Source organism: Spirosoma migulaei (assembly GCF_054776855.1).
In genome coordinates this window covers 204,441-225,657 of record NZ_BAAHBG010000022.1, presented here as the reverse complement: position 1 = coordinate 225,657, position 21,217 = coordinate 204,441, and the positions used below count along the sequence as shown (strand labels likewise).

The 21,217-nt window shown below is 46.1% G+C and carries 18 protein-coding genes; 12 read left to right on the top strand and 6 right to left on the bottom strand.

Translation table 11 applies throughout. The features are described from left to right. Positions 1-45: 45 nt before the first annotated feature. Together ACYVGO_RS22205 and ACYVGO_RS22200 are read left to right on the top strand one after the other, a co-directional pair. Positions 46-876: a hypothetical protein gene (locus tag ACYVGO_RS22205; RefSeq protein WP_460971147.1), complete on the top strand. Its 831-nt coding sequence runs from the start codon at positions 46-48 to the stop codon at positions 874-876. Positions 877-1,046: 170 nt separating this feature from the next. Continuing rightward, positions 1,047-2,366: a beta propeller repeat protein gene (locus ACYVGO_RS22200; protein ID WP_460971146.1), complete on the top strand. Its 1,320-nt coding sequence runs from the start codon at positions 1,047-1,049 to the stop codon at positions 2,364-2,366. Here ACYVGO_RS22200 and ACYVGO_RS22195 read toward each other — a convergent pair. Then, complete coding sequence (locus ACYVGO_RS22195) at positions 2,363-3,697, bottom strand: Nramp family divalent metal transporter (protein ID WP_460971145.1); 1,335 nt, start codon at positions 3,695-3,697, stop codon at positions 2,363-2,365. The genes ACYVGO_RS22200 and ACYVGO_RS22195 overlap by 4 nt on opposite strands. A gap of 182 nt (positions 3,698-3,879) precedes the next feature. On the opposite strand from ACYVGO_RS22195, the gene ACYVGO_RS22190 reads away from it, so the two are divergent. The 9 genes from ACYVGO_RS22190 to ACYVGO_RS22150 all read left to right on the top strand — a co-directional run bounded on the left by ACYVGO_RS22190 (position 3,880) and on the right by ACYVGO_RS22150 (position 16,109). Further along, the gene (locus tag ACYVGO_RS22190; protein ID WP_460971144.1) at positions 3,880-4,533 is read left to right on the top strand and encodes a metal-dependent transcriptional regulator; all 654 of its coding nucleotides are present in this window, start codon (positions 3,880-3,882) and stop codon (positions 4,531-4,533) included. A gap of 105 nt (positions 4,534-4,638) precedes the next feature. Next, positions 4,639-5,715 (top strand): LptF/LptG family permease, encoded by a 1,077-nt coding sequence (locus ACYVGO_RS22185; RefSeq protein ID WP_142771915.1) that lies wholly within the window; start codon positions 4,639-4,641, stop codon positions 5,713-5,715. 90 nt (positions 5,716-5,805) lie between these two features. Further along, positions 5,806-6,732 carry a DMT family transporter gene (locus ACYVGO_RS22180; protein WP_460971143.1) on the top strand — a complete coding sequence of 309 codons (927 nt, stop codon included), beginning with the start codon at positions 5,806-5,808 and terminating at the stop codon, positions 6,730-6,732. Positions 6,733-6,746: 14 nt separating this feature from the next. Then, positions 6,747-8,189 (top strand): DUF6056 family protein, encoded by a 1,443-nt coding sequence (locus ACYVGO_RS22175; protein WP_460971142.1) that lies wholly within the window; start codon positions 6,747-6,749, stop codon positions 8,187-8,189. Positions 8,190-8,202: 13 nt separating this feature from the next. Further along, positions 8,203-9,954 (top strand): hypothetical protein, encoded by a 1,752-nt coding sequence (locus tag ACYVGO_RS22170; protein ID WP_142771917.1) that lies wholly within the window; start codon positions 8,203-8,205, stop codon positions 9,952-9,954. Between the two features lie 671 nt (positions 9,955-10,625). Further along, entirely contained in the window at positions 10,626-12,317 is a 1,692-nt protein-coding gene (locus tag ACYVGO_RS22165) for a hypothetical protein (protein ID WP_460971141.1), read from the top strand. A gap of 34 nt (positions 12,318-12,351) precedes the next feature. Beyond that, entirely contained in the window at positions 12,352-13,374 is a 1,023-nt protein-coding gene (locus ACYVGO_RS22160) for a glycosyltransferase family 2 protein (RefSeq protein WP_210422457.1), read from the top strand. A 169-nt stretch (positions 13,375-13,543) separates the two neighbouring features. Next, positions 13,544-14,587 (top strand): glycosyltransferase family 2 protein, encoded by a 1,044-nt coding sequence (locus tag ACYVGO_RS22155; RefSeq protein WP_142771919.1) that lies wholly within the window; start codon positions 13,544-13,546, stop codon positions 14,585-14,587. Then, positions 14,577-16,109, top strand: coding sequence for an MBOAT family O-acyltransferase (locus ACYVGO_RS22150; protein WP_460971140.1), 1,533 nt, complete (start codon positions 14,577-14,579; stop codon positions 16,107-16,109). The genes ACYVGO_RS22155 and ACYVGO_RS22150 overlap by 11 nt, the downstream gene beginning before the upstream one ends. A 71-nt stretch (positions 16,110-16,180) precedes the next feature. Here the strand turns inward: ACYVGO_RS22150 and msrB are convergent, their stop codons facing one another. The 3 genes from msrB to prmC form a co-directional block, all read right to left on the bottom strand. Next, complete coding sequence (msrB, locus tag ACYVGO_RS22145; protein ID WP_460971139.1) at positions 16,181-16,690, bottom strand: peptide-methionine (R)-S-oxide reductase MsrB; 510 nt, start codon at positions 16,688-16,690, stop codon at positions 16,181-16,183. A 57-nt stretch (positions 16,691-16,747) separates the two neighbouring features. Next, complete coding sequence (locus ACYVGO_RS22140) at positions 16,748-17,725, bottom strand: AAA family ATPase (protein WP_142771922.1); 978 nt, start codon at positions 17,723-17,725, stop codon at positions 16,748-16,750. Between the two features lie 110 nt (positions 17,726-17,835). Further along, positions 17,836-18,684, bottom strand: a complete 849-nt coding sequence (gene prmC / locus ACYVGO_RS22135; protein ID WP_142771923.1) for a peptide chain release factor N(5)-glutamine methyltransferase — start codon at positions 18,682-18,684, stop codon at positions 17,836-17,838. Between the two features lie 167 nt (positions 18,685-18,851). Between prmC and ribD the strand changes: the two genes are divergently transcribed. Next, a complete protein-coding gene (gene ribD, locus ACYVGO_RS22130; protein WP_460971138.1) occupies positions 18,852-19,886 on the top strand; it encodes a bifunctional diaminohydroxyphosphoribosylaminopyrimidine deaminase/5-amino-6-(5-phosphoribosylamino)uracil reductase RibD in 1,035 nt (344 codons plus the stop codon). Positions 19,887-19,894: 8 nt separating this feature from the next. Here ribD and ACYVGO_RS22125 read toward each other — a convergent pair whose 3' ends face one another. After that, on the bottom strand, positions 19,895-20,563 hold the full coding sequence (locus tag ACYVGO_RS22125) for a Uma2 family endonuclease (protein WP_460971137.1): 669 nt from the start codon (positions 20,561-20,563) through the stop codon (positions 19,895-19,897). Positions 20,564-20,697: 134 nt separating this feature from the next. After that, positions 20,698-21,207, bottom strand: coding sequence for a hypothetical protein (locus tag ACYVGO_RS22120; RefSeq protein WP_460971136.1), 510 nt, complete (start codon positions 21,205-21,207; stop codon positions 20,698-20,700). Positions 21,208-21,217 lie beyond the last annotated feature (10 nt).

Sequence of the window (21,217 nt, the reverse complement as noted above, 5' to 3'; positions counted from 1 at the left end):
CTATACATACCCGAATCAATTAGTCGCACTCTGAATAACACGTTTATGTTTATTGAATTTTCATGGAAGTGGTTCACTGTCCTTACAATTCCTATTGTGTTTTCTGCTTGTCAGGATCACCAGCTCACGCCTGATCCTGAGCGGTTTCGACTTAAAAAAACGGTTTATACAAATGCAATTAAGTTTAACACACCCTACCGTAAGGAGGTCGTTTATAGCTACAACAGTACAGGTAATCTGGAGAAAGAGGTAGCTACAATCACTAGTACTTATGAGAACAGGGTTATTATTACGCTATCTGCCTTTGTCTATGATGCCCAAAATCGGCTCATTCGCATTAATTCTGAATCTGATTTAGGAGCGAATCTACCGATTAGACGTATCGAATATACCTACGATGCAGATGGGAATATAGCTAAAGAGACTGCCTCAGTTTCATACACAGGCAAGAACACCGGCGACTATACTATTATAGGTCAAAGCGTATTCACCTATGCTGGTTCGCGTTTCCCGCTAAAGCAGGTTTACACCAATTCTTCAACTGTACAGGTATATGACTATACATATAGCAATGGGAATATTAGTCAGTTGGTATCTACGCAAACGGCTGCTACGCCCTATCCAGCAGTTACCAATACCTATCAATACGATGATAAACCGAATCCATACTATGGTGTCATTCGTGGCGATGGCCTAACGGCTGCGGTTATCAATAAGAACAATGTGATTGATGAGATGACATCACCCGCCCCCAAATATAAACGGGTACTCACGTATGATTCGCTGGGTTTACTAACAAAACTCAACATTGTTTATCCCCCCGATCCATACTATAACTACAACTCACAAACTACCTATGAGTACGAAAAGTATTGATTATGTTTGGCTATTTTGTATTCAATAAATTGATTGTCAGTTAGTTGAAATTCTTTGTATTCTTTATATCTAACACCATCCTTATACCACAACCTTCTGACCCGGTAACTGAAGTTAACTCCGACGATAACTATTTCTACCACACCATTTCATCCCAAAACCTACCCTTTATGGACGTTTCCTCAAAATATTTTTCGCTGTTTCGGCATCCCGGTCCCGATACCATAAAGTATGTCTGGTGTTTCTTACTGGACATCCACCGAGTTGGCAAAGTAAGAGAGCTTTGTTCTTTCTTACTCTGGGAAATTATCTACCAATTTCGATTCTATCAAATTGGGAACCAGTATGTTAAATTTACTAATGATACCTGTTTATCAATCGCCGGTGAACATATATGCCTGTCTGAACGTATTACCCCCGATTCGTTTTTCGCGAAAGAGGGACTGTGTTTACAACCCGTTGCCATTGATTGGAAGTATTGTTTTCAGGTAGCTGATGGAGGACTTTGGGGATGCCGCTATTCGCATTTAAATGGTCTGTATTGTAGTAAAGACGAAAGCCAGTCGGCTGTGCTTGTTCATGTGTTTGCACAGCCAATCACGTCTTTGTTTTGCAGTCAGCAAGGCGTATTATTTGTCTGTTCTAATGGCACTATTTATCGAAGTGATGATGAGGGTAATTCATTTACGGCTGTTCTTCAACTCTCTACCCCAATCAGTTATTTCTTGTTCAATAACGGAATGACCGAGCTGCCGGATCATACGCTAATGATTGGCGAGTATGGTTCGCTCTGGCATGGAAAGACCTGGCAAAATCTAGCCTTCCTTTATTACTCGTCCGATGGCGGCATTACCTGGGACGTATCTGATTTTCTGAAGCACCAGGGCGTGAATAAGCACATCCATCTGGTTAAATATTGCACCCGATTAAAGGCAGTTTTACTGACCGATGGTGATAATAAAAAGCAGATGTGGAAGAACGAAACCTTGACTCACTTTGATAAGCAGGCAAAAAAGCAACAGCATGGATGGCAGCTCATCAATAAATACCATCACCAAACGGGCGGATACACGTCGATGGCTGAAACAAACGAGACGGTTCTATTTGGGAGTGATTATTTAGGCGGAACCAATTTTATTGTCAGAACCTCCGACGGTAAACAATTTAAAAAACTGGTATTACTCGATCCTTACCGCCGAAGTCCAGTCATGAACATGGTTGCCCGGCAATCATTGACTGGTCACGAGATTTGGGCTGCCTCCTATAGCTGCCTGTCAGGAGAGGCCAAAAGTTTGCTGATGTGCACAAAAGATGCTGGAAAAACCTGGGCTCGGGTCATTGAATTTGACGGAACAAAGCATGAGGTACGATTACTCAGTTCCTCACACAATCCGTCAAACGCGCTTTATATGTCTGTAACGACGTTTGGGGATCAGGAAAATCAGCACCGGATCTATAAACTGGACTATAAGATACCAAAGGGGTATTAAACAATCGTATCCCAAAGCAAATACCCATTAAGTCCCATAATCAGGGCGGCCACCGCCCACGACAACGTCTTTAGCCAAACCGGATTGACGAACCGACCCATCTTCGCTTTATCGCTCGTGAACTGCACCAGAGGCACAACGGCAAAGCTGAGTTGAAGGGAGAGGATGACCTGACTAAACACCAGCAGTTCGCTGGTGCCATGTTCGCCGTACAGAATCGTGACTACGAAAGCAGGGACAATTGCAACCAGGCGTGTAATTAACCGACGTACCCAGGGCTTTACTCGTAAATTCAGAAAACCTTCCATCACGATCTGGCCCGCCAGCGTACCTGTCAGCGTAGAGTTTTGGCCCGAGGCTAATAAGGCAACTGCAAACAGAATACCCGCCAGCTTAACCCCCAGAATTGGGTCGAGGAGCCGATGCGCGTCCGTAATGTCCGCAACTTGCTGATTACCCGAAAAATGGAACGCTGCCGCCGACAAAATCAGGATAGCGGCATTGATGAAAAACGCCAGAAACAGTGAGACGGTGGAGTCGATAGTCGCGAATTTAATCGCCGACTTTCGCCCCACATCATTACGCCCAAAATCGCGGGTTTGTACAATGCTGGAGTGCAGATACAGGTTGTGGGGCATAACCGTAGCGCCCAAAATCCCGATGGCAATGTAAAGCATGCCCGGATTCGTTATGACATCCGTATGCGGCACCAGGCCCGAAATAACATCGCCTACATTGGGCTGCGAAACCAGCAATTCATACCCGAAACAACCAATGATCAGGAAGATCAGACTGGCCACGATGCGTTCGAGTACCTGAAACCCCTTGTTCTGTAGGTACAGAAGTAATAGGACATCCAGCGACGTAATGAGAACACCAACGGTCAATGGCAGACCAAACAGCAGGTTTAAGGCTATGGCTGAACCAATAACTTCAGCCAGATCACAGGCGGCTATGGCAATTTCGGCTAGTGCCCATAAGCCAAACCCAACCGGGCGGCTGAAGTGGTCACGACAAGCCTGAGCAAGGTCTCGGCCGGTAGCAATTCCTAATTTTAAGGCTAAGTGCTGAAGCAGGATGGCAAACAGGTTGGAAATCAGTACAACCGATAATAGTTTATAACCATATCGTGCGCCCCCTGCAATATCGGTAGCCCAGTTGCCAGGGTCCATATACCCCACAGCGACCATCAGACCGGGACCTGCGTAAGCCCGCAATGTTTTGAAAAAACCCGCTCCTACGGGTACGTGAACAGAGCTATGTACATCGGCTAATGAGTTTTCACTAGACTCCTGCCGCCAGTTTTTCGTTTGCGTATTGGTTGCCTCCATAGATGTAAGCAATGTTGAGTAGGTTACGAATAGTAAAGCTCACCCATAACGTATCAAATATAAGCATTATTGAAATAAAAATTTAGACTAGTCTAAATTTTTAGAAAGTTTAACATAAAAACTACCTTTGTAAGCAAACTGTTTTGATTTCTTTTGCCGTTCTGCATAAGTAGCCCTAGTCCATGCAATCATTCACCGAAGAAAATTACCTGAAGATGATCTATTCACTTGCCAATCGTAGGCAGGGGGAGGTGAGCACGAATGCATTGGCGGAGATGACAGCAACAAAGGCCGCTTCGGTAACGGATATGTTACGTAAACTTGCTGATAAACAGCTGATTCATTACAAAAAATACCAGGGCGTTCGGTTAACGGAGGAGGGAGAACGACTTGCGCTACAGGTAATCCGGCGACATCGGCTCTGGGAAGTTTTTCTGGTCCAGAAACTCGGATTTGGCTGGGATGAAGTCCATGATATTGCGGAAGAATTAGAGCACATACGTTCAGAAGATTTAGTAGCACGGTTAGATACGTATTTAGGCTGCCCACAGTTTGATCCACACGGCGATCCCATTCCAACGCCCGCCGGTCAGATGCCCGAAACGGGGTATCGTAAACTGTCGGAAGTGGAAATGGGGGAGGACGTTTGCCTGATGGCAGTGCTTGAACACTCACCTGAATTTCTGAAACACCTCGATCACTCGAATTTAACCCTCGGCTGTACCGTAACAGTTAACCAAATCAACGTCTTCGACAAATCGGTACTGGTTCAGATCACTAGCGGTCAGACGGTGTTCGTTAGCCACGAAGTTGCGAAAAATTTATTGGTGAATTAGTTTACGGTATTCAATTTGTGGTATTCGGTGGCTGACGCGAAAGCAATACTCATGCGCAAGCCACCGAATACCACAAACGGAATACCGTAAACCTTTAAAAGATTTATGAAACTATTAGACGCTTATATACTCAAACGTTTTCTTCAGACCTACATCTTCGTCGTCATGGTGATTGTGCTGGTGGTTGTGATGATCGACTACACCGAAAAGGTGGACAACTTTCATAAGACGCATGCCCCTGGCAACGAAATTCTGTGGGATTATTACCTGAATTTTGTTCCGTACTGGGCCAACTACATCAGCCCGCTAATGGTCTTTATCGCCACGGTTTTTCTCACCTCCCGCTTGGCAGCCCGAACCGAGATTATTGCTATTCTGAGTACGGGCGTTAGTTTCATTCGCTTCCTGTTTCCGTATGTATTGGGGGCATCGGTATTGGCCGTAGCAACCTATTTTATGGTAAACTATGTGATTCCGAAAGCCAACAAAACCCGGATTGCCTTCGAGATAAAATACATCAATGATTCGTTTACTTACTCTGGCCGGAATGTGCATTTGAAAATTGCCCCTAACACCTATGCCTATCTGGAGAGCTACAATAACCTGAGCAACACGGGCTATAAGTTTACCCTGGAGCGGGTAGAAGGCAATCAACTTAAGCAAAAACTCACCGCTGATCACATCGAATGGGATGCCAAGAAGAAGAAATGGGCCATTGTGGATTACAAAATCAGGGATATAAACGGTCTGCACGAGTCCCTAACTCCTGGTACGCGTATGGACACGACACTAAACCTGAAACCCGACGACTTCAGCTCCGATTTTAACCTTTACGAAACCCTCACCCGTCCCGAACTTAACAAGCGTATCGAGTTACTGCAAAGTCGTGGTGCTGATGGGGTTGAGACTTATTTAATTGAGAAATACAGCCGGGATACCCGCCCTTTTGCCATTATTATTCTGACGGTTATTGGGGTTATTATGTCGGCTCGAAAGAGTCGGCGGGGGGTGGGCTGGCAGGTGGCCTTGGGATTCATTCTGGCCTTTACGTACCTGCTGTTTTTTATGCTGGCCAAAGGCATTGCGGAATCCGGTAACCTCAATCCAATTGTGGCAGTTTGGTTGCCAAACGCTATTTTTGCCTGCATCGGGGTATTGCTGTATAATACCATACCGAGGTAGAATTAATGAATAATGGATAATGTACAATGAATAATGGCCAGTAAGCACCCATTATTCATTGTACATTATCCATTATTCATTCGCTAATTTATGTCTTATAAGCCTTCCATTACAGATTATCTGCAACTCCATTTCATTGTCTTGATCTGGGGATTTACGGCTATTCTGGGTAAGTTATTGGCCCCACTCGATGCATCGGCGGTGGTGTTATTCCGTACACTGCTGGCTGTAGTGGGTATGGGATTCGTATTACTCGGACGTCGACAGAGCTTGCTGGTTTCCCCAACTGATCGCTGGCGATTACTGGCAACGGGAGGACTGATTGGGCTGCACTGGGTTATGTTTTTTATGGCGGCTCGCTTAGCCAACGTCTCGGTTTGTCTGGCGGGTATGGCCACCAGCTCGCTTTGGGCTAGTGTGCTGGAACCCCTCGTATTACGTCGGCGGGTGCGAACCATTGAAGTTATATTGGGGGCTGTGGTCATGGCAGGCCTTTACCTTATTTTTCGTTTTGAGTTCGATAAGGTCGTAGGGTTACTGGTTGCGGTATTTTCGGCCATGTTGTCTTCCCTTTTTACAATCATAAATAGCCGCTTTACCCAGCGATACAACGCCCTGGTTATCTCCTTTTACGAGATGATTGGTGCGTCGGTGGGGGCGCTTATCCTGTGGCTGATTGTTAGGGCGAGTGCTCCACCCGATGTGAATCATGTTGTTCAGTATGTACCAGACTCCCTGATGCAATGGGGCTGGCTGCTGGTATTATCCCTGGTGTGTACCGTATATGCTTATACAGTAGGCGTAGGCCTGTTGCGAAAATTCTCACCGTATATGGCTGTATTAACCGTAAATTTGGAGCCGGTTTATGGGATCTTACTCGCCGTATTGATTTTTGGCGATACAGAACGAATGACCCTTGGCTTTTATGGTGGCACACTTGTGATTCTGGTGGCCGTATTGGCGTATCCATTTCTGAATAGCCGATTTACCAAAACACAAGCCACTTTACCCACCTGACTATACCCGTTATTATGCCCGAATCCATGCCGTTGCTGCGTGTCGTTACTAGTTTGTTACTTGCTTTTGTAGGCGTGTTAATCGTACCACTCATTGCGCTGGCAACCTTTAATCACCCATCCCCAACCGACGATTATTGTTTTGCCAATACGGCCATGCAATATGGTTTCTGGGAAGCACAACAGTTGTATTACGATGGCTGGACAGGGCGTTTCTTTCACAATTTTATTGTTCATACCAATCCACTGGTAATTGGCTGGTTTGGGGGCTACAAAGTCGTGCCTGTCATTTTTTTAGCTTTATTGATGGGAAGCTTCTATGCACTCGCCAGCCAATGGCTGTATCGGGTGGCTGGAACAAGTAGTAGGGTAGCCCTGGCTGCTGGACTGTTTATTGGCTTTATGGCAACGTTGGCCAGTATTCCCGAATATTTGTACTGGTATACCGGCTTGGCTAGTTACGGCCTCTCAAGTGCATTGTTTCTATTGATACTGGCTACTATGCTGGCTCACCAGCGACAGGGATTTAGATTTCAACCGGGTTATTTATTGGTGGAGAGTCTGCTGGTGACTGCCATTATTGGGTCGAGTGAGATGACTATGGTATTGATGCTGTCGGTATTAGGGCTGATAGCATTCGTTGACTTGATTCAGCGTCGGCGGCTGTCCGTGACGATCGTTTGTTTATTTGTAGTAGCTGGTGTATCGGTGTATTACCTGATGAAAGCTCCTGGCAATGCAATTCGGCTGGGAGGCAATCCTAATAGCAGCAATATTCCGTTGACGCTGATTTCTTCATTGCGGTATATGGCTCCTTATATTGCTCAGCAAGTCGTTCGAACACCCTGGTTGCCGCTTTCACTGTTGTACCTACCCCTTGCCTGGCAACTTACAGGGCCGCGGTTGGCCGGGTCATCAACGTCGGGCTTACCTTCTTATCTGCGTGTACACCCTTTACTGGGCATGTTGCACGGCTTTGCCACGATTCTAGCCCTGATCTCATTGCATTTTTACGGTGTTGGAATTGCGCCCATTCCTCGCCTGATCAATGTAGTGAACCTGACCTTTTGGCTTAGTTGGATATATAACTTAACGCTTTGGGTGGCGTTTTTGCGCCCGCGTCTTCAACCCGATCGTTTACTGACAAATGCCCGTTCTGTTGTATATGTCTTGTTGGTCTGGGCATTAGCGTCTGCGTCGGTCGGGCCAGTACTGCCTGTTGTGTACAGTGACTGGCTGAGCGGGCGGGCAGCCCAATACAACCGTGAAATGGAACAACGGTATGCGCAACTAGCCAAGTCCAGTGATCAGACAAGTCTGCTTGCGCCCTTGAGCCACTACCCAGTTTCCTTATTTCTGGAAGATATCCATGCCGATCCCAAGTACCTATGGAATCGTTGCTGGGCTGATTATTTTCACAAAAAAGCGATCATATTGGCGGAGAAGCCCAAACCATAGGCACCGTAATTTTATGAACTTAACGTCTCTACCTAGCTCTCACTTACTACAATCTGATCGGTTGCGAATGTTGGCTTCCGTATTGGTTGGCATCCCCATTCTATGCTTTTGCGTGATTTTGGTAGCCTATGTGGTCAATGTTCCCTGGATTGATGATATAGATGCGTTTTTGAGTTTTATTATCGGTTATATCGATGCGCCTACCCTTAGCGAAAAACTTGACTGGTTAATTCGCCCCAACAACGAACACCGGATTCTGATGGGAAAATTAATCACGCTAGCCCTTTATAAATTGACGGGTATCGTGAGCTATCGTTGGCTGATTTTTGCCGCCTTTACCTTCCTTTTGGGGCTCCTGGGTTTGTTTTACCGCGTATTCCGGTCAATGAATCTACCTCTGATGGCGTTTGTACCTGTCTCATTTCTATTATTTCAACCCCAATATTACCTTACCAGTATGTGGGCCATCACTGCTATGCAGCATCAGGTGGTGATTATGATGTCCTTTTTAACCATTTATTTAGTAGCAAGTGGTGAGCGCAACCGATTTGGAATTGCATTGGGTGTACAGATATTGACATCGCTCTCAATGAGCAATGGGCTGTTTGGGTGGATAGCTGGAGCCGTGTTACTAGCCTTGCAGCGGCAGTGGATTCGGTTGATTATCTGGCTTGTAGTAGGCATCGCCACAATCATCTTGTACTTTCATGATTTCCCGAATGGGCAGGGTAATGAAAACAGTGTTTCTTTCTTTTTAAACTACCCGTATCTGGTATTCTTTGGCTTTTTTACCTTTACAGGTGGCCTATTCGACTTATTTTCCAAAGCCGATATTCTCTGGCGAAGTGTGCTGCCAACGCTGGCGGGTTTCGTTATTATCCTGACTCTACTGGGGCTGCTTTGGAGGATGAATGAACCTTTGCTTGGTAGGCGGATCGGCACCTACGAAACCACAAATCGGGCAACGAAAGCACTTTGGAAACGCCGGTATTTTTTTACAGGCTGCTATATCTTTCTGATGATCAATGCCGTAATCGTAGCCTTTCTACGCCCTCGTTTTGGCTATGATGTGATGCTGATTAGCAACTATATGATTTATCCGGCAGTACTCGTGATTCTGCTCTATCTGAATATACTGAGCGAACGCCGGTCAGAACCAGTAGCCGTGCTCAACCAGTGGGTTTTGCTTAGCCTATTGATTAGTTTGGTGGTCTGGGGTAACTGGTATCTAGTGAATTTACCGAAAATAGCCTATCGGAAGCATCAGTTGCTAACCTATACCTTTAATCAGAAACACAATAAAACAGGACTTGGGCCAAGCTGGGGGAGTCCTTTTTTAGATCTGGCTCAGCGCACGATGAATGAAACGATTCGGAGGGGCATTTATCAGTATCCTGAAGCCTATTATACGCCATACGAATCACAGCTAATGTCGTTGCCACAAATGAAATCCGATCCAGGCCTAAAACTACACATATCGGGTGGTGGATATAGCTACATAGCGGAAACTGACTACAATGTGCTCCCTCAGCCGATTACTGAGGCTGCGATTGTGCTCCAATCAGCACAGCGGACCTACCTTTTTCCGTCCGAACTTCCTTATACGTTTTCTAATTATTATTTGAATCGCCCCATTCGGACTATTAAGGCTGAAATTATTAACCCAACGGTTGCACCGGGGCGCTATCGAGTAGGTATTTTGATTCCGTCGAGTAGCGAACCTGCTATTCGGTTTAGTAACCAAACCCTGACCGTTCCCGAATAAAGGAATGCCGAATATACCCTCAACATCAAGAAACTAAGCTGCTACCGATTGGAAAGTATCGTATAAAGCCTCTATGGACTAGTAAAAAGCACGAGTAAAAACGTCCAGCTTTGTTTCCTTGTGGACACTCTACGAATGAGTAGTTAATTCTCATTAAATTTTGTAGTTACCAATAGTTACTTCACTTGCTTAATGCCTGTTATTATTAACATGAAGCTGGGATAGATATAGTTTATTTTGGCACAGCGATGCTCCTCTGCGAAGATTCTTTAAGGCATTTTTAATCCCGGGGTCAAGTTATTATTAAGTACCTTACTGTTCAATTGAACATCAAGCTCAATTGAACAGGCCTATTGCGTTTATCATACGCTCTAGAGTTTGCCTGGAATCAGTGTTGCCAATTTATTTTTTTTATGAAAATTACATTATGTGGGCAGCTAATCTGAGTCAATAAGCAGACGAAAGTAGTAGTTATTGACAAGGTTAATCATAGACGATAGATATCAATTAATAAACTAAATAGAAAGATTTTTTTATAAATTTGTGCCCTAAAATTTCAATCTTTTTATTCATCTTGCCACTAATGCATGAGTTCTCTACTTAGCATTGAAATGGTATCCAGTTTTGGAAAATGGTCATTCAAGTAGGCTGACTACTATCCTTTCAATACTATGACGTACAAATCCAGGTCGCTTCAGCAAAGTGCCCCTTTTTTAATTCTCGTACCAATTGTTTGTTTTTGGGCTTTTCTCTTTGCATATGCGGCTGATATTCCCTGGATGGATGACATGGAATCGTTCATCTACTTTCAGTTTAGCTTCCTTCATGCTGATTCCCTATTGACTAAACTAGAGTGGCTACTTAAACCTAATAATGAACATCGCATCCTGTTTGCTAAATTAGTAGCGGCTGGAATGCAAGCTCTGACGGGAAGTGTCAATTTTCGCTGGCTGATTTTGATAGCGTCAGTATGGCTTGTAGGTACTCTCTTTATTTTCTACCGTGTCTTCAAAACCATAAAAGTACCACTCATCGCTTTTTTGCCTGTGGTACTATTGCTGCTACATCCTCAGTATTACCTGATTACGCTGTCGGCAGTAACAAGCTTTCAACATCAAACGACTGTTGCTTTGGTGTTTGCGGTGGCTTATCTGTTAGCTAAGCCGGGTGCCGGGCGATTAAGTGGGGCGTTATGTATCGAAATACTTGCGTCTTTTTCTATGAGTAGCGGCCTGTTTGGATGGGTAAGCGGGGCTGCAACGCTACTTGTACAACGTCGTTTTAAAGAAGCTGCCTTTTGGATAGGTTTCGGTGCTGTTACTATACTTCTGTATGTACATGGTTTTGCCAACTCACAGGGCAACGACACCAGCATGTCATTCTTTTTGCAACATCCGCATCTGGTGTTTTTAGGCTTTTTTACATTTTCAGGTGCACTGCTCGACTTTTTTCCTTCTGCGCCCATCTTACCCAGAAGCATTCTCCCCACGTTAGCCGGATTTGGACTGACCGGACTATTGCTATGGATGCTAAAACGTATGCTGTTGCCATGGCCCCAGGCAACTACTCAGCCGGATGCAAGGGCTGTTCGCCGTAATTTTCTGGTTGGCGCTTACGGGTTTATCTTGATCAATGCCGTCATTATTGCCTTTCTGCGCCCCCGATTTGGGTACTCGGTAATGCTGATCAGTAACTACACCATGTATTCTTCACTGTTCGCTATTTTGCTATATCTGAACGCATTGAGTGAGTTTAGTGCCTGGGAAATTCAGCGAAAATGGATAACGGCCGGACTAGCTCTTGGGATCACGGTGTGGTGCGCCATGTATTTTCAAAGCTGGACCCGCGTGGCCGAACGGAAGCAAATGTTTGAGGCCTTCTCCTTTAACCAAAAACACAATGGCGTAGGCTTAGGGGCAACCCTGGGAACGCCGTTTGCCCCTGCGGCAAAATGGTGGATGGACAGTGCCGTTGCCATAGGATTCTATAACTATCCTCCTGCGTTCTATACCCCATACGAACAGGATTTACTGAAACCGGCTGCTGGTCATCCCATTCACTCAATTAACCTGCTTATTGATGAACAGCCTGACTTCTTTTCCGTTCAGACAGAGGGATTGCCGGTACCAGAACACCTGACGAATGCCTGTTTTATTGCAAAATCAACTGAACGAACGTACCTCTTTCCAGTTCCAACATTATTTAACCCTACGTCTTTTTTTCTGGGGCGTAAAGTGCCTACGTTGAGAGCACAGTTATTGAAAACCTCGCTCTATCCTGGTACCTATCAATTAGGTATTTTAATGACTCCCGTGTCTGGCCCAGCTATTCAATACCTTGATCAACATATTACGATCCGGTAGACTGGGAAACTTACTTAGATAAACTTGTACCATCATGAACGAGATGCCGATGTACTCTTCCTTTGTCTCCGTTATCATTCCCTGCTATAACGAACAGCAGGTACTTAGCGAGACGTATACCCGGCTGACGCAGGTGATGCAAGCCCATTTTACGCGTTATGAATTGATCTTCATTAATGACGGAAGTCGTGATGCGACTCTGCCCATCCTGAAAATCATGGCGGCAGAAGATCCCAACATCTGTATTATTTCGTTTTCCCGAAATTTCGGACATCAACCGGCTGTTTCGGCAGGCATTGCTAACTGTCGGGGCGAAGTGGCTGTGATTATTGATGCAGATTTGCAGGACCCTCCCGAGCTGATTCCTGATATGGTGAAGCTTTGGAAAGAAAAAGACTGTAATGTAGTCTATGCGGTACGGAGCAACCGGGAGGGGGAAACCTATTTTAAAAAACTGACTGCCAAGGCTTTTTACCGGATCATCAATTATTTAGCTGAAGTGCCCTTGCCAGCCGATACGGGTGACTTTCGACTTATCGACCGCAAAATTATTAACGCCTTTAACCAGCTATCCGAGCACAATAAATACATCCGGGGGCTGATTAGCTGGGTAGGTTTCAAACAGGAGCCCATCTATTACCAGAGAGCAGAACGATTTGCTGGAAAGACAAAATACTCGCTGGGCAAAATGTTGAAGTTTGCTCACACGAGTCTACTCTATTTTAGCCATAAACCACTTAGAATGGCTTCATCGCTGGGCGTAATCAGCGTTGGAATAGCTATGGTGCTGTTGGGTTGGGTAGTGTATAATATTATTTTTCTGCCTAATCAGCTTGTACATGGATGGGCATCATTGCTCATTGTAATTATGTTTTTTGGGGGAATACAGATGCTTACGATCGGTGTACTGGGTGAATATATTAGTTCGATTTTTGATGAAATTAAAAACCGGCCAGAATTTATAATTGACGAACGCATCAATTTTTTGCCTGATACGGTAGAAGAAAAAACGCTGGGTTTGCTAAAAAACCAACCAACAAACTGGCAAGCCATCTAAATCTGGCTATACAAAAATTGACTCTAACCTACTTATCGCTTCAGAGTAGCAAGCTGATTGGTATGCTATTGGGTGAATATTCTGGCTGATTTTGAGAGTAAGATACCTGGCTAATTTGGCGATCAGATCGTGACCGCTCCTTAAGAAACTAGTGAGTTTTCTCCCCCCAATGTCAAAAAAGCTTACTTTTGCTAATTCTGCCACTGACTCACTAGCTATTGTTTTGCCAAATCCTCAGATTTCAATTATTGCTCCGCTGTTCAACGAAACCGAGTCGTTCCCGCGGCTTGTTGCGCGGCTGAATGCCGTGATGGAGAATTCGCCCCTGACTATTGAAGTCGTACTGATTGATGATGGGAGCCGAGATGATACGGCCGTACAGATGCAGCAACTGGCCCTGACCGACAGCCGGTATCAATGCATATTTCTGTCCCGCAACTACGGTCACCAGATTGCGCTCACCGCAGGTATTGCCAGAGCCTGCGCTACCGAAGCTCTATTTATTATTGATGGTGATTTACAGGACCCTCCTGAATTACTGACGGATTTCTACCAAAAATACAAGGAGGGTTACGATGTAGTGTATGCCGTTCGGAAGAAGCGGAAGGAAAACTGGTTTAAACGATCAGCCTACGCCTTGTTCTATCGGTTTATGCGATCAATTTCCTACGTTGATATGCCGCTGGATAGCGGTGATTTTTCACTCATCAGTCGCCGGGTGGCCGATGTATTGAACCAGATGCCTGAAGAAAGCCGGTTCATTCGGGGAATGCGAAGCTGGATTGGGTTCCGGCAGACGGGCTTCGAATATGAACGGGATGCCCGCCAGGCGGGGGAGTCGAAATACTCCTTCAAAATGCTCCAGCGACTGGCCTATAATGGAATTTTTAACTTCAGCGAATATCCCGTCAAGATCATCACCCGGATGGGTATGTTTACCTTGGGAATTGCCGGGCTGTATTTGATTCAGACGCTCATCAAACGATTTGTTTACCATGATGTGCCACAGGGCTTTACGGCCCTGTTATTCTTCATTATTCTGTTCAGTGGAATACAGCTGATTGCCCTGGGGCTGATTGGCGAATATGTATTGCGAATATTTTTTCAGGCCAAAGGTCGTCCGCTCTACGTTGTCCGTGAGGTTATTCGCCAGCAACAACGTCAACCCATTCAAGGCTTAAACGGTCAGAAACCGCAGGAGAATGTTATTTAATTCACTACAATTTTTACTGTTCTTTATTGTCGTTACCCTGAGCTACTTCAGCCTGAAGTGGCAAGGCCGGTGGATGTTGTTGTTAGTAGCCAGTTGCTATTTCTACATGGTATTCCAGCCGACCTATATCCTGATTCTGTTTCTAACCATTGTCATAGATTACATTGCTGGTATCTGGATCGAGAAATCAAGCGGAAAAGCCCGCCGATGGCTGTTAATTCTATCGCTGATATCCAACCTGGGTATTCTGGCGTTTTTCAAATACCTCGGTTTCTTTACGGAAAACATTGCGGCCTTGTTCGATGCGTTTCAGATGCCGCACATTGCCGAAACCGTTACAAGGCTGGTAAACCGGGTATTTGTACAGGTACTGCATGTGTTCGGACAAAGTGGCATAGCGTCCTATAAAGACAACATGAGTATTCTCCCCATTGGTCTGTCGTTCCACACATTTCAGGCTATGAGCTATACTATTGAAGTGTACCGGGGGAATCAGAAAGCGGAGAAACATTTCGGCATATACTCCCTTTACGTGATGTTCTACCCGCAGTTGGTAGCTGGTCCGATTGAGCGGCCTCAAAACGTACTGTGGCAGTTTCACGATTACTTCAAGTACGATGTTGAGAATGTAAAGGCTGGGCTTATGCAGATGGCCTTTGGGCTCTTTAAAAAGCTCGTTATTGCCGACCGACTGGCTATGCTCGTTGATTATAGCTACGGCAATCCGTCCGAGCAGAATGGCCTGACACTCCTGGCCGCTACGTTTTTCTATACGTTCCAGATTTACTGTGATTTTTCGGGTTATTCCGACGTGGCAATCGGGGCTGCACGGGTTATGGGGTTCGATCTCATGGAAAACTTCCGAACGCCCTATATTGCGCAATCTATTTCGGAGTTCTGGCGACGCTGGCATATTTCGCTCTCGACCTGGTTCCGGGATTACCTGTATATTCCGCTGGGCGGAAACCGCAAAGGTGAATTTCGGCAGTACCTCAATATGCTGATCGTGTTTCTGGCCAGCGGCCTCTGGCATGGTCCCAACTGGACGTACGTGATTTGGGGTGGCCTGAATGGCCTCTACCAGATTCTTGCCGTTCTGCGCGACAAGCTATTGGCAAAAATGGGCTTTTCAACAACACCCCCGAGCCTGGTAACCTCTCCCGTTAATGATACCCTAAGCCGAAAATCGCCGGTGCGGGTGGTTGTTAACACGCTCATCACCTTCGTACTGATTATGCTGACATGGGTGTTCTTCCGAGCCCGCAGCCTGAGCGATGCATTCCTGATCCTGAAACAAATTGCCACCTTGTCTATCCGTGACCAGATTAATAGCCCGATGAATTCGGTGGAAATGTGGTTCAGTATTTTCCTGATCGTATTCCTGTTAGTGAAGGAATATTTTTATCTGACCATCCCAACACGCAGTACCGCCCGATTCGCGATTTTATTCGCGCTGATCACGTTCATGACCTACCTCTTCGGTGTTTTCTCCTCGAACCAGTTCATTTATTTCCAGTTCTGATCATAACAAACAGGGCACGCAGAATTTGCAATTCGCGAATTGGAAATCTGATATTATCAGCTGGTATGGCTTTACTTCCCAGGCTCAAACACCAACGCCACGCCATTCATGCAATAGCGAAGGCCGGTAGGCTCCGGGCCGTCGTTAAATACATGACCCAAATGCGCGTCACAGACCGAGCAGCGGACTTCTGTTCGATTGCCATCCGCTTCATTATAAATCGCATTTGGGACGATTGGTGCGTAGAAACTCGGCCACCCTGTGTGCGAATCAAATTTGGTAACAGAGCGAAATAACGGGTTGTGGCAGCAGACGCAGGCATAAACGCCCTGCCGGTGTTCATCGGTCAACTCGCTGCTGCCCGGCCACTCGGTACCCTGCTTTCGGGTAATGGTATACACTGATCTGGGAAGGATTTTCTTCCAGTCCGCATCCGTCTTTTCAACGCGACGGTCGCCGGGTGAGGTTGCACCCGCAGGGCGTTTGTGAGGAGGGCGGGGTTTCGCTACATAAGCCCCGTAGAGCCAGAGCGTTCCGGCTACGAAGGCGGCAATAAGAAGGAAGAGGTACGTTGGTTTCATGAGCGGTTAAAGCATCAAAACCAAAACACCGGACAGGATTTCTCCGTTCATTTGCCTTTACCGACCAATCGCTACTTTACGCAATATAGAGTCGATGATCTGTAAGGTCGTAACCCCATCGGCTTCGGCTTCGTAGTTGAGCATGATTCGGTGGTTGAATACATCTGGGGCCACTTCTTTGATATCTTCGGGTAGTACATAGTCCCGCCGGTCGAAGTAAGCGAGCGCTTTCGCTGCCAGATTCAGATTAATGCTGGCCCGGGGCGATACACCGAATTGAATATACCGGGATTCATCGCGGAGGTTATATTCCAGCGGTCGGCGGGTGGCGAAAACCAACTCGATGATGTAGCGTTCGAGCGTTTCGGAGATAGTGATACCATTGATTTCGTTGCGAATGGCTACCAGTTCTTCTTTCCCCAGTACGGGCTGTACTTCGTAATCGAAATTCATGTTCGACATCCGGCGCATGACTTCCAGTTCATCGTCTTTGTTCAGGTAATCGACAAAGACTTTCATCATGAATCGGTCTACCTGAGCTTCTGGCAGCGGATAAGTACCTTCCTGCTCCACAGGGTTTTGCGTGGCTAGTACCAAAAAAGGGCGATCCAGTACAAAGGTTTCTTCGCCGATGGTAACCTGCTTTTCCTGCATCGCTTCGAGCAGAGCCGACTGAACTTTGGCAGGAGAACGGTTAATTTCATCTGCCAGAATCAGGTTCGCAAAAATAGGCCCTTGTTTTACCTCAAATTCAGCTGTTTTCTGATTGAAAATCATCGTGCCAATCAGGTCGGCGGGTAGTAGATCGGGGGTAAACTGAATGCGTTGAAAATCTAATTCAAGAACCTTGGCCAGCGTGTTGATCGTCAGTGTTTTTGCTAAGCCAGGAACGCCCTCCAGTAAGATGTGTCCGCCTGTAAACAAGCCAATGAGTAACCGATTGAGCAGGCGTTCCTGCCCAACCACTACCTGGCTCATCTCACTGAATACCTCGCGGATTTTTGTATGGTAGGTGAAGGAAGTGGTTGGCTGCATTAGTTTTTGGTCATTAATAGTCATTAGGTGTCATTTTTGGTCATTAGATGGTTAGTCAATGCTGAAGTAACGAATGACCGTAAATGACACCTAATGACTACCAATGACGTTTAAAACGTTGCCCGGATGCTTCGATCCTTGCCGTGAATATCTTTATAGACCTGAATTTTTGTGAAGCCCCGATCGGCAAACACCTGCCGGGTTGCATCACCGAACCGCTCATTGATTTCAACGTAACAGGACCCATCTTTGGTTAGGTGACGAACGCAGAAATCGGCAACGGCTTTATAAAACACCAGCGGGTCGTTGTCTTCCACGAACAGAGCGAGATCGGGCTCGTAATTCAGTACATTACGATGCATATCAGCAGCTTCTGAACGGGTTACGTAGGGTGGGTTACTCACCACACAATCGAACCGACGACTGAAATCGGTCGGCACATTCAGGATGTCCTGAATCTCAAAGGTAACGTCGGCGTTCAGATGTTCTGCATTTCGTCGGGCCAGTGTGAGGGCTTCATCGGAAACATCCCAGCCTGTTACAACCGACTGTGGCAGGAAACGAGCTAAGGTAATGGCAATGCACCCACTGCCCGTGCCGATATCAACAATGGGTACATCGTCGGTACGGTCGGCAAAGTCGTGCATAATGAGCCTTACTAAATCTTCGGTTTCGGGCCGGGGAATCAGCACATCGGGCGATACCTCGAATTCTAAGCCGCAGAAAATGGTTGTGCCAATAACATGCTGAATAGGCTCCTGGCGGTTCAGTCGCTCCAGAATCTTAAACCAATCGGGTTCGGTACGATTCGGTGGCAGCGGTTTGTCTGTCAATATATCCGTTTTGCGTAGCCCGAAATAATGATCAAGCAACATAAAGGCCATTTCCCGTGCTTCTTCGGGTGGGTAGGCTGTAATATTCTTACTTAGGCGATCGTATAGAGGTTTGGCGGTGGCCATTGGGTTCTGTCGAGTAATTTTGTCAAAAATAGGGAAGTTTACGGTATTCAGTTTACGGTTTGTGGTTTATGGTAGCTGGCGCATGAATAAAAGACGCGTGCGTGCATCGTAGCAATAGCCCAGCGTAAACCATAAATCGTAAACCATGAACGAACTCGCTACAAACTATGAACCAATTCATGCGTCGTGCTCTCGAATTAGCTACCCTTGGTCGGGGTCATGTTAGCCCAAACCCAATGGTTGGCTGTGTGATTGTACACGAGGCTGCGGGCAAAACACCCCGAATCATTGGGGAAGGCTGGCACCAGCGGTATGGTGAAGCACATGCGGAACGAAATGCACTACTGTCGGTTCGACCTGAAGACGTACATCTGCTGCCCGAGAGTACGGCCTACGTAACATTAGAACCCTGTTCTCATTACGGCAAACAGCCTCCCTGCGCGGATCTGCTCATCGAAAAACAGATTGGACGCGTAGTTTGCTGTAATGACGACCCGAATCCGCTGGTAGCGGGCAACGGTTTTGCCAAATTACGAGCAGCTGGCATTCCTGTTGAAACTGGTGTTCTGGTCGAAGAAGGTCGTGAACTGAATGCACGATTCTTTACCTTCTTTGAAAAGAAACGCCCTTACATCATCCTGAAATGGGCAGAAACCGCCGATGGCTTTATTGGCGCAGAAGGTGGAATGCCCGTTAAAATATCTGGTGATTTAGCCAATCGACTGGTTCACCGTTGGCGAAGCGAAGAAGATGGTATACTGGTTGGCACCAACACTGCCCGTGCCGACAACCCCCGGCTAAATACGCGCCTATGGCCGGGCAAGAATCCGACGCGTATTGTGATTGATAATCAGCTTTCGCTGGATAAAAGCCTAAATCTGTTCGATGGCTCTCAACCTACCATTGTGTATCATCAAAGAGAAGGTCAGGTAATAAAAGAGCGCCCCAAGGTCATTCACTCATTCACTCTTTCGCTCGTTCACTTATTACAAGACCTTCACCACCGCCAGATTCAGTCGGTTTTGGTGGAGGGCGGGGCTACGCTCCTGGAGTCGTTTATCGAAGCTGGTTTGTGGGACGAGATGCGGGTCTTCCGCAGCCAGCTGATGCTGGGTAAGGGCGTGAAAGCACCTGAAGTACAGAGTAAATTGATAAGCCGGGAGATGGTGGGAGAAGACGAGTTAACGATTTATAAGCCGTAAGCTGAGCTTTAAACAGGGGGTTGGCTTTGAAAAATAGAGGCCATTGTTTGCATATTTGTCTCTTCATCAAAAGCCGCCTGAACGGGCATCGTAAAGCCGGGTAGGGCAAAACTTCGGATGCTGCCTTCACTTGCTTTTAGGATCAATTGGTACTGCCCATTTACTAAATGATATTGCTCAATGAAGGACTCATCGGCATCAACAATCCAGTACTCCTCCACACCGTGAGCCTGATAGTCCTGAAATTTGACTCCCCGGTCACGCTTGGCTGTTCCGTCTGACAATACTTCAATGACTAAATCTGGTGCCGGGAATAAGGTTTGCTTACGATCAAATTGATCAGCTTTCTGACGACTGAAGAAACAGATGTCTGGCTCATAATCATTTCGGGTAAGCGCGGTCATGATCTTTTCAATGCCAACAAAGCCAAGCTTATGTTGAATCACATATACATTAAGTAATTGATACAACAAACCAGTGGCCTCATTATGCATTTTCTTGACCGGTGAATGCATCACAATATCACCATTGATGAACTCAACCTTGAATTCATCGGTGATGTCGTTATAAAACGCTTCGCGCTTTTTACGCTCTTCATTTAACACAACCTGGATTTCCTGCATGATAAGATAGGCATCAGGGTATTCTAGAATTTGTTCAACAAGGGTACTATGCATGATACGGTGGTAATGAGCAACTAATGTACGAACTTGTTGGAAAAGTAGAAAACTTCGACAATGTACTCCAAAACAAAACGCCCTGACCGAGCCAGAGCGTTTGTTTTGGAGTACAGGCGTTCTCTAAGTAGTTGCTAATTCGACTGGGCAACGGGTGCTGCATTCGCCCCAATATCCCCATTGGCCACTACGGTTGTGCCGGATAGTATTTTTACATTGGCGCTGTAGGTAGCAAGCTTGTCATAGAAGCCAGCTTCATTAATTGTAAAATACTTATTACTGGAAAATGATCCTGTAGCTCCACTAATGGCATCCAGTGGTTTGAGGGCAGTAGTCAATTTATCGGCGAGTTTGCCCTGATAAATAGACGAGGTGTAGGATGCTCCTAATGTTGTGTTATAAAGCCCCATCTCTACCAGTGTAATGGAAGAGTTGTATTTATAGAACACCACACGCCCATACACTGTGGCACCGGTTGCCGATGTTAACGAGTATGATTTATAGGTCGATACAGTGCCACCACCCGGTGCTGCTGTTGTATTAGGTTCGTATTTGTTTTGCTCACACGAACTTAAGAAAACGACTGCCGATAGAATAAGACCCAGGAGGGGGAGAATGCTTCTTTTATTGAAATATCGATTCATAGCTGGGATT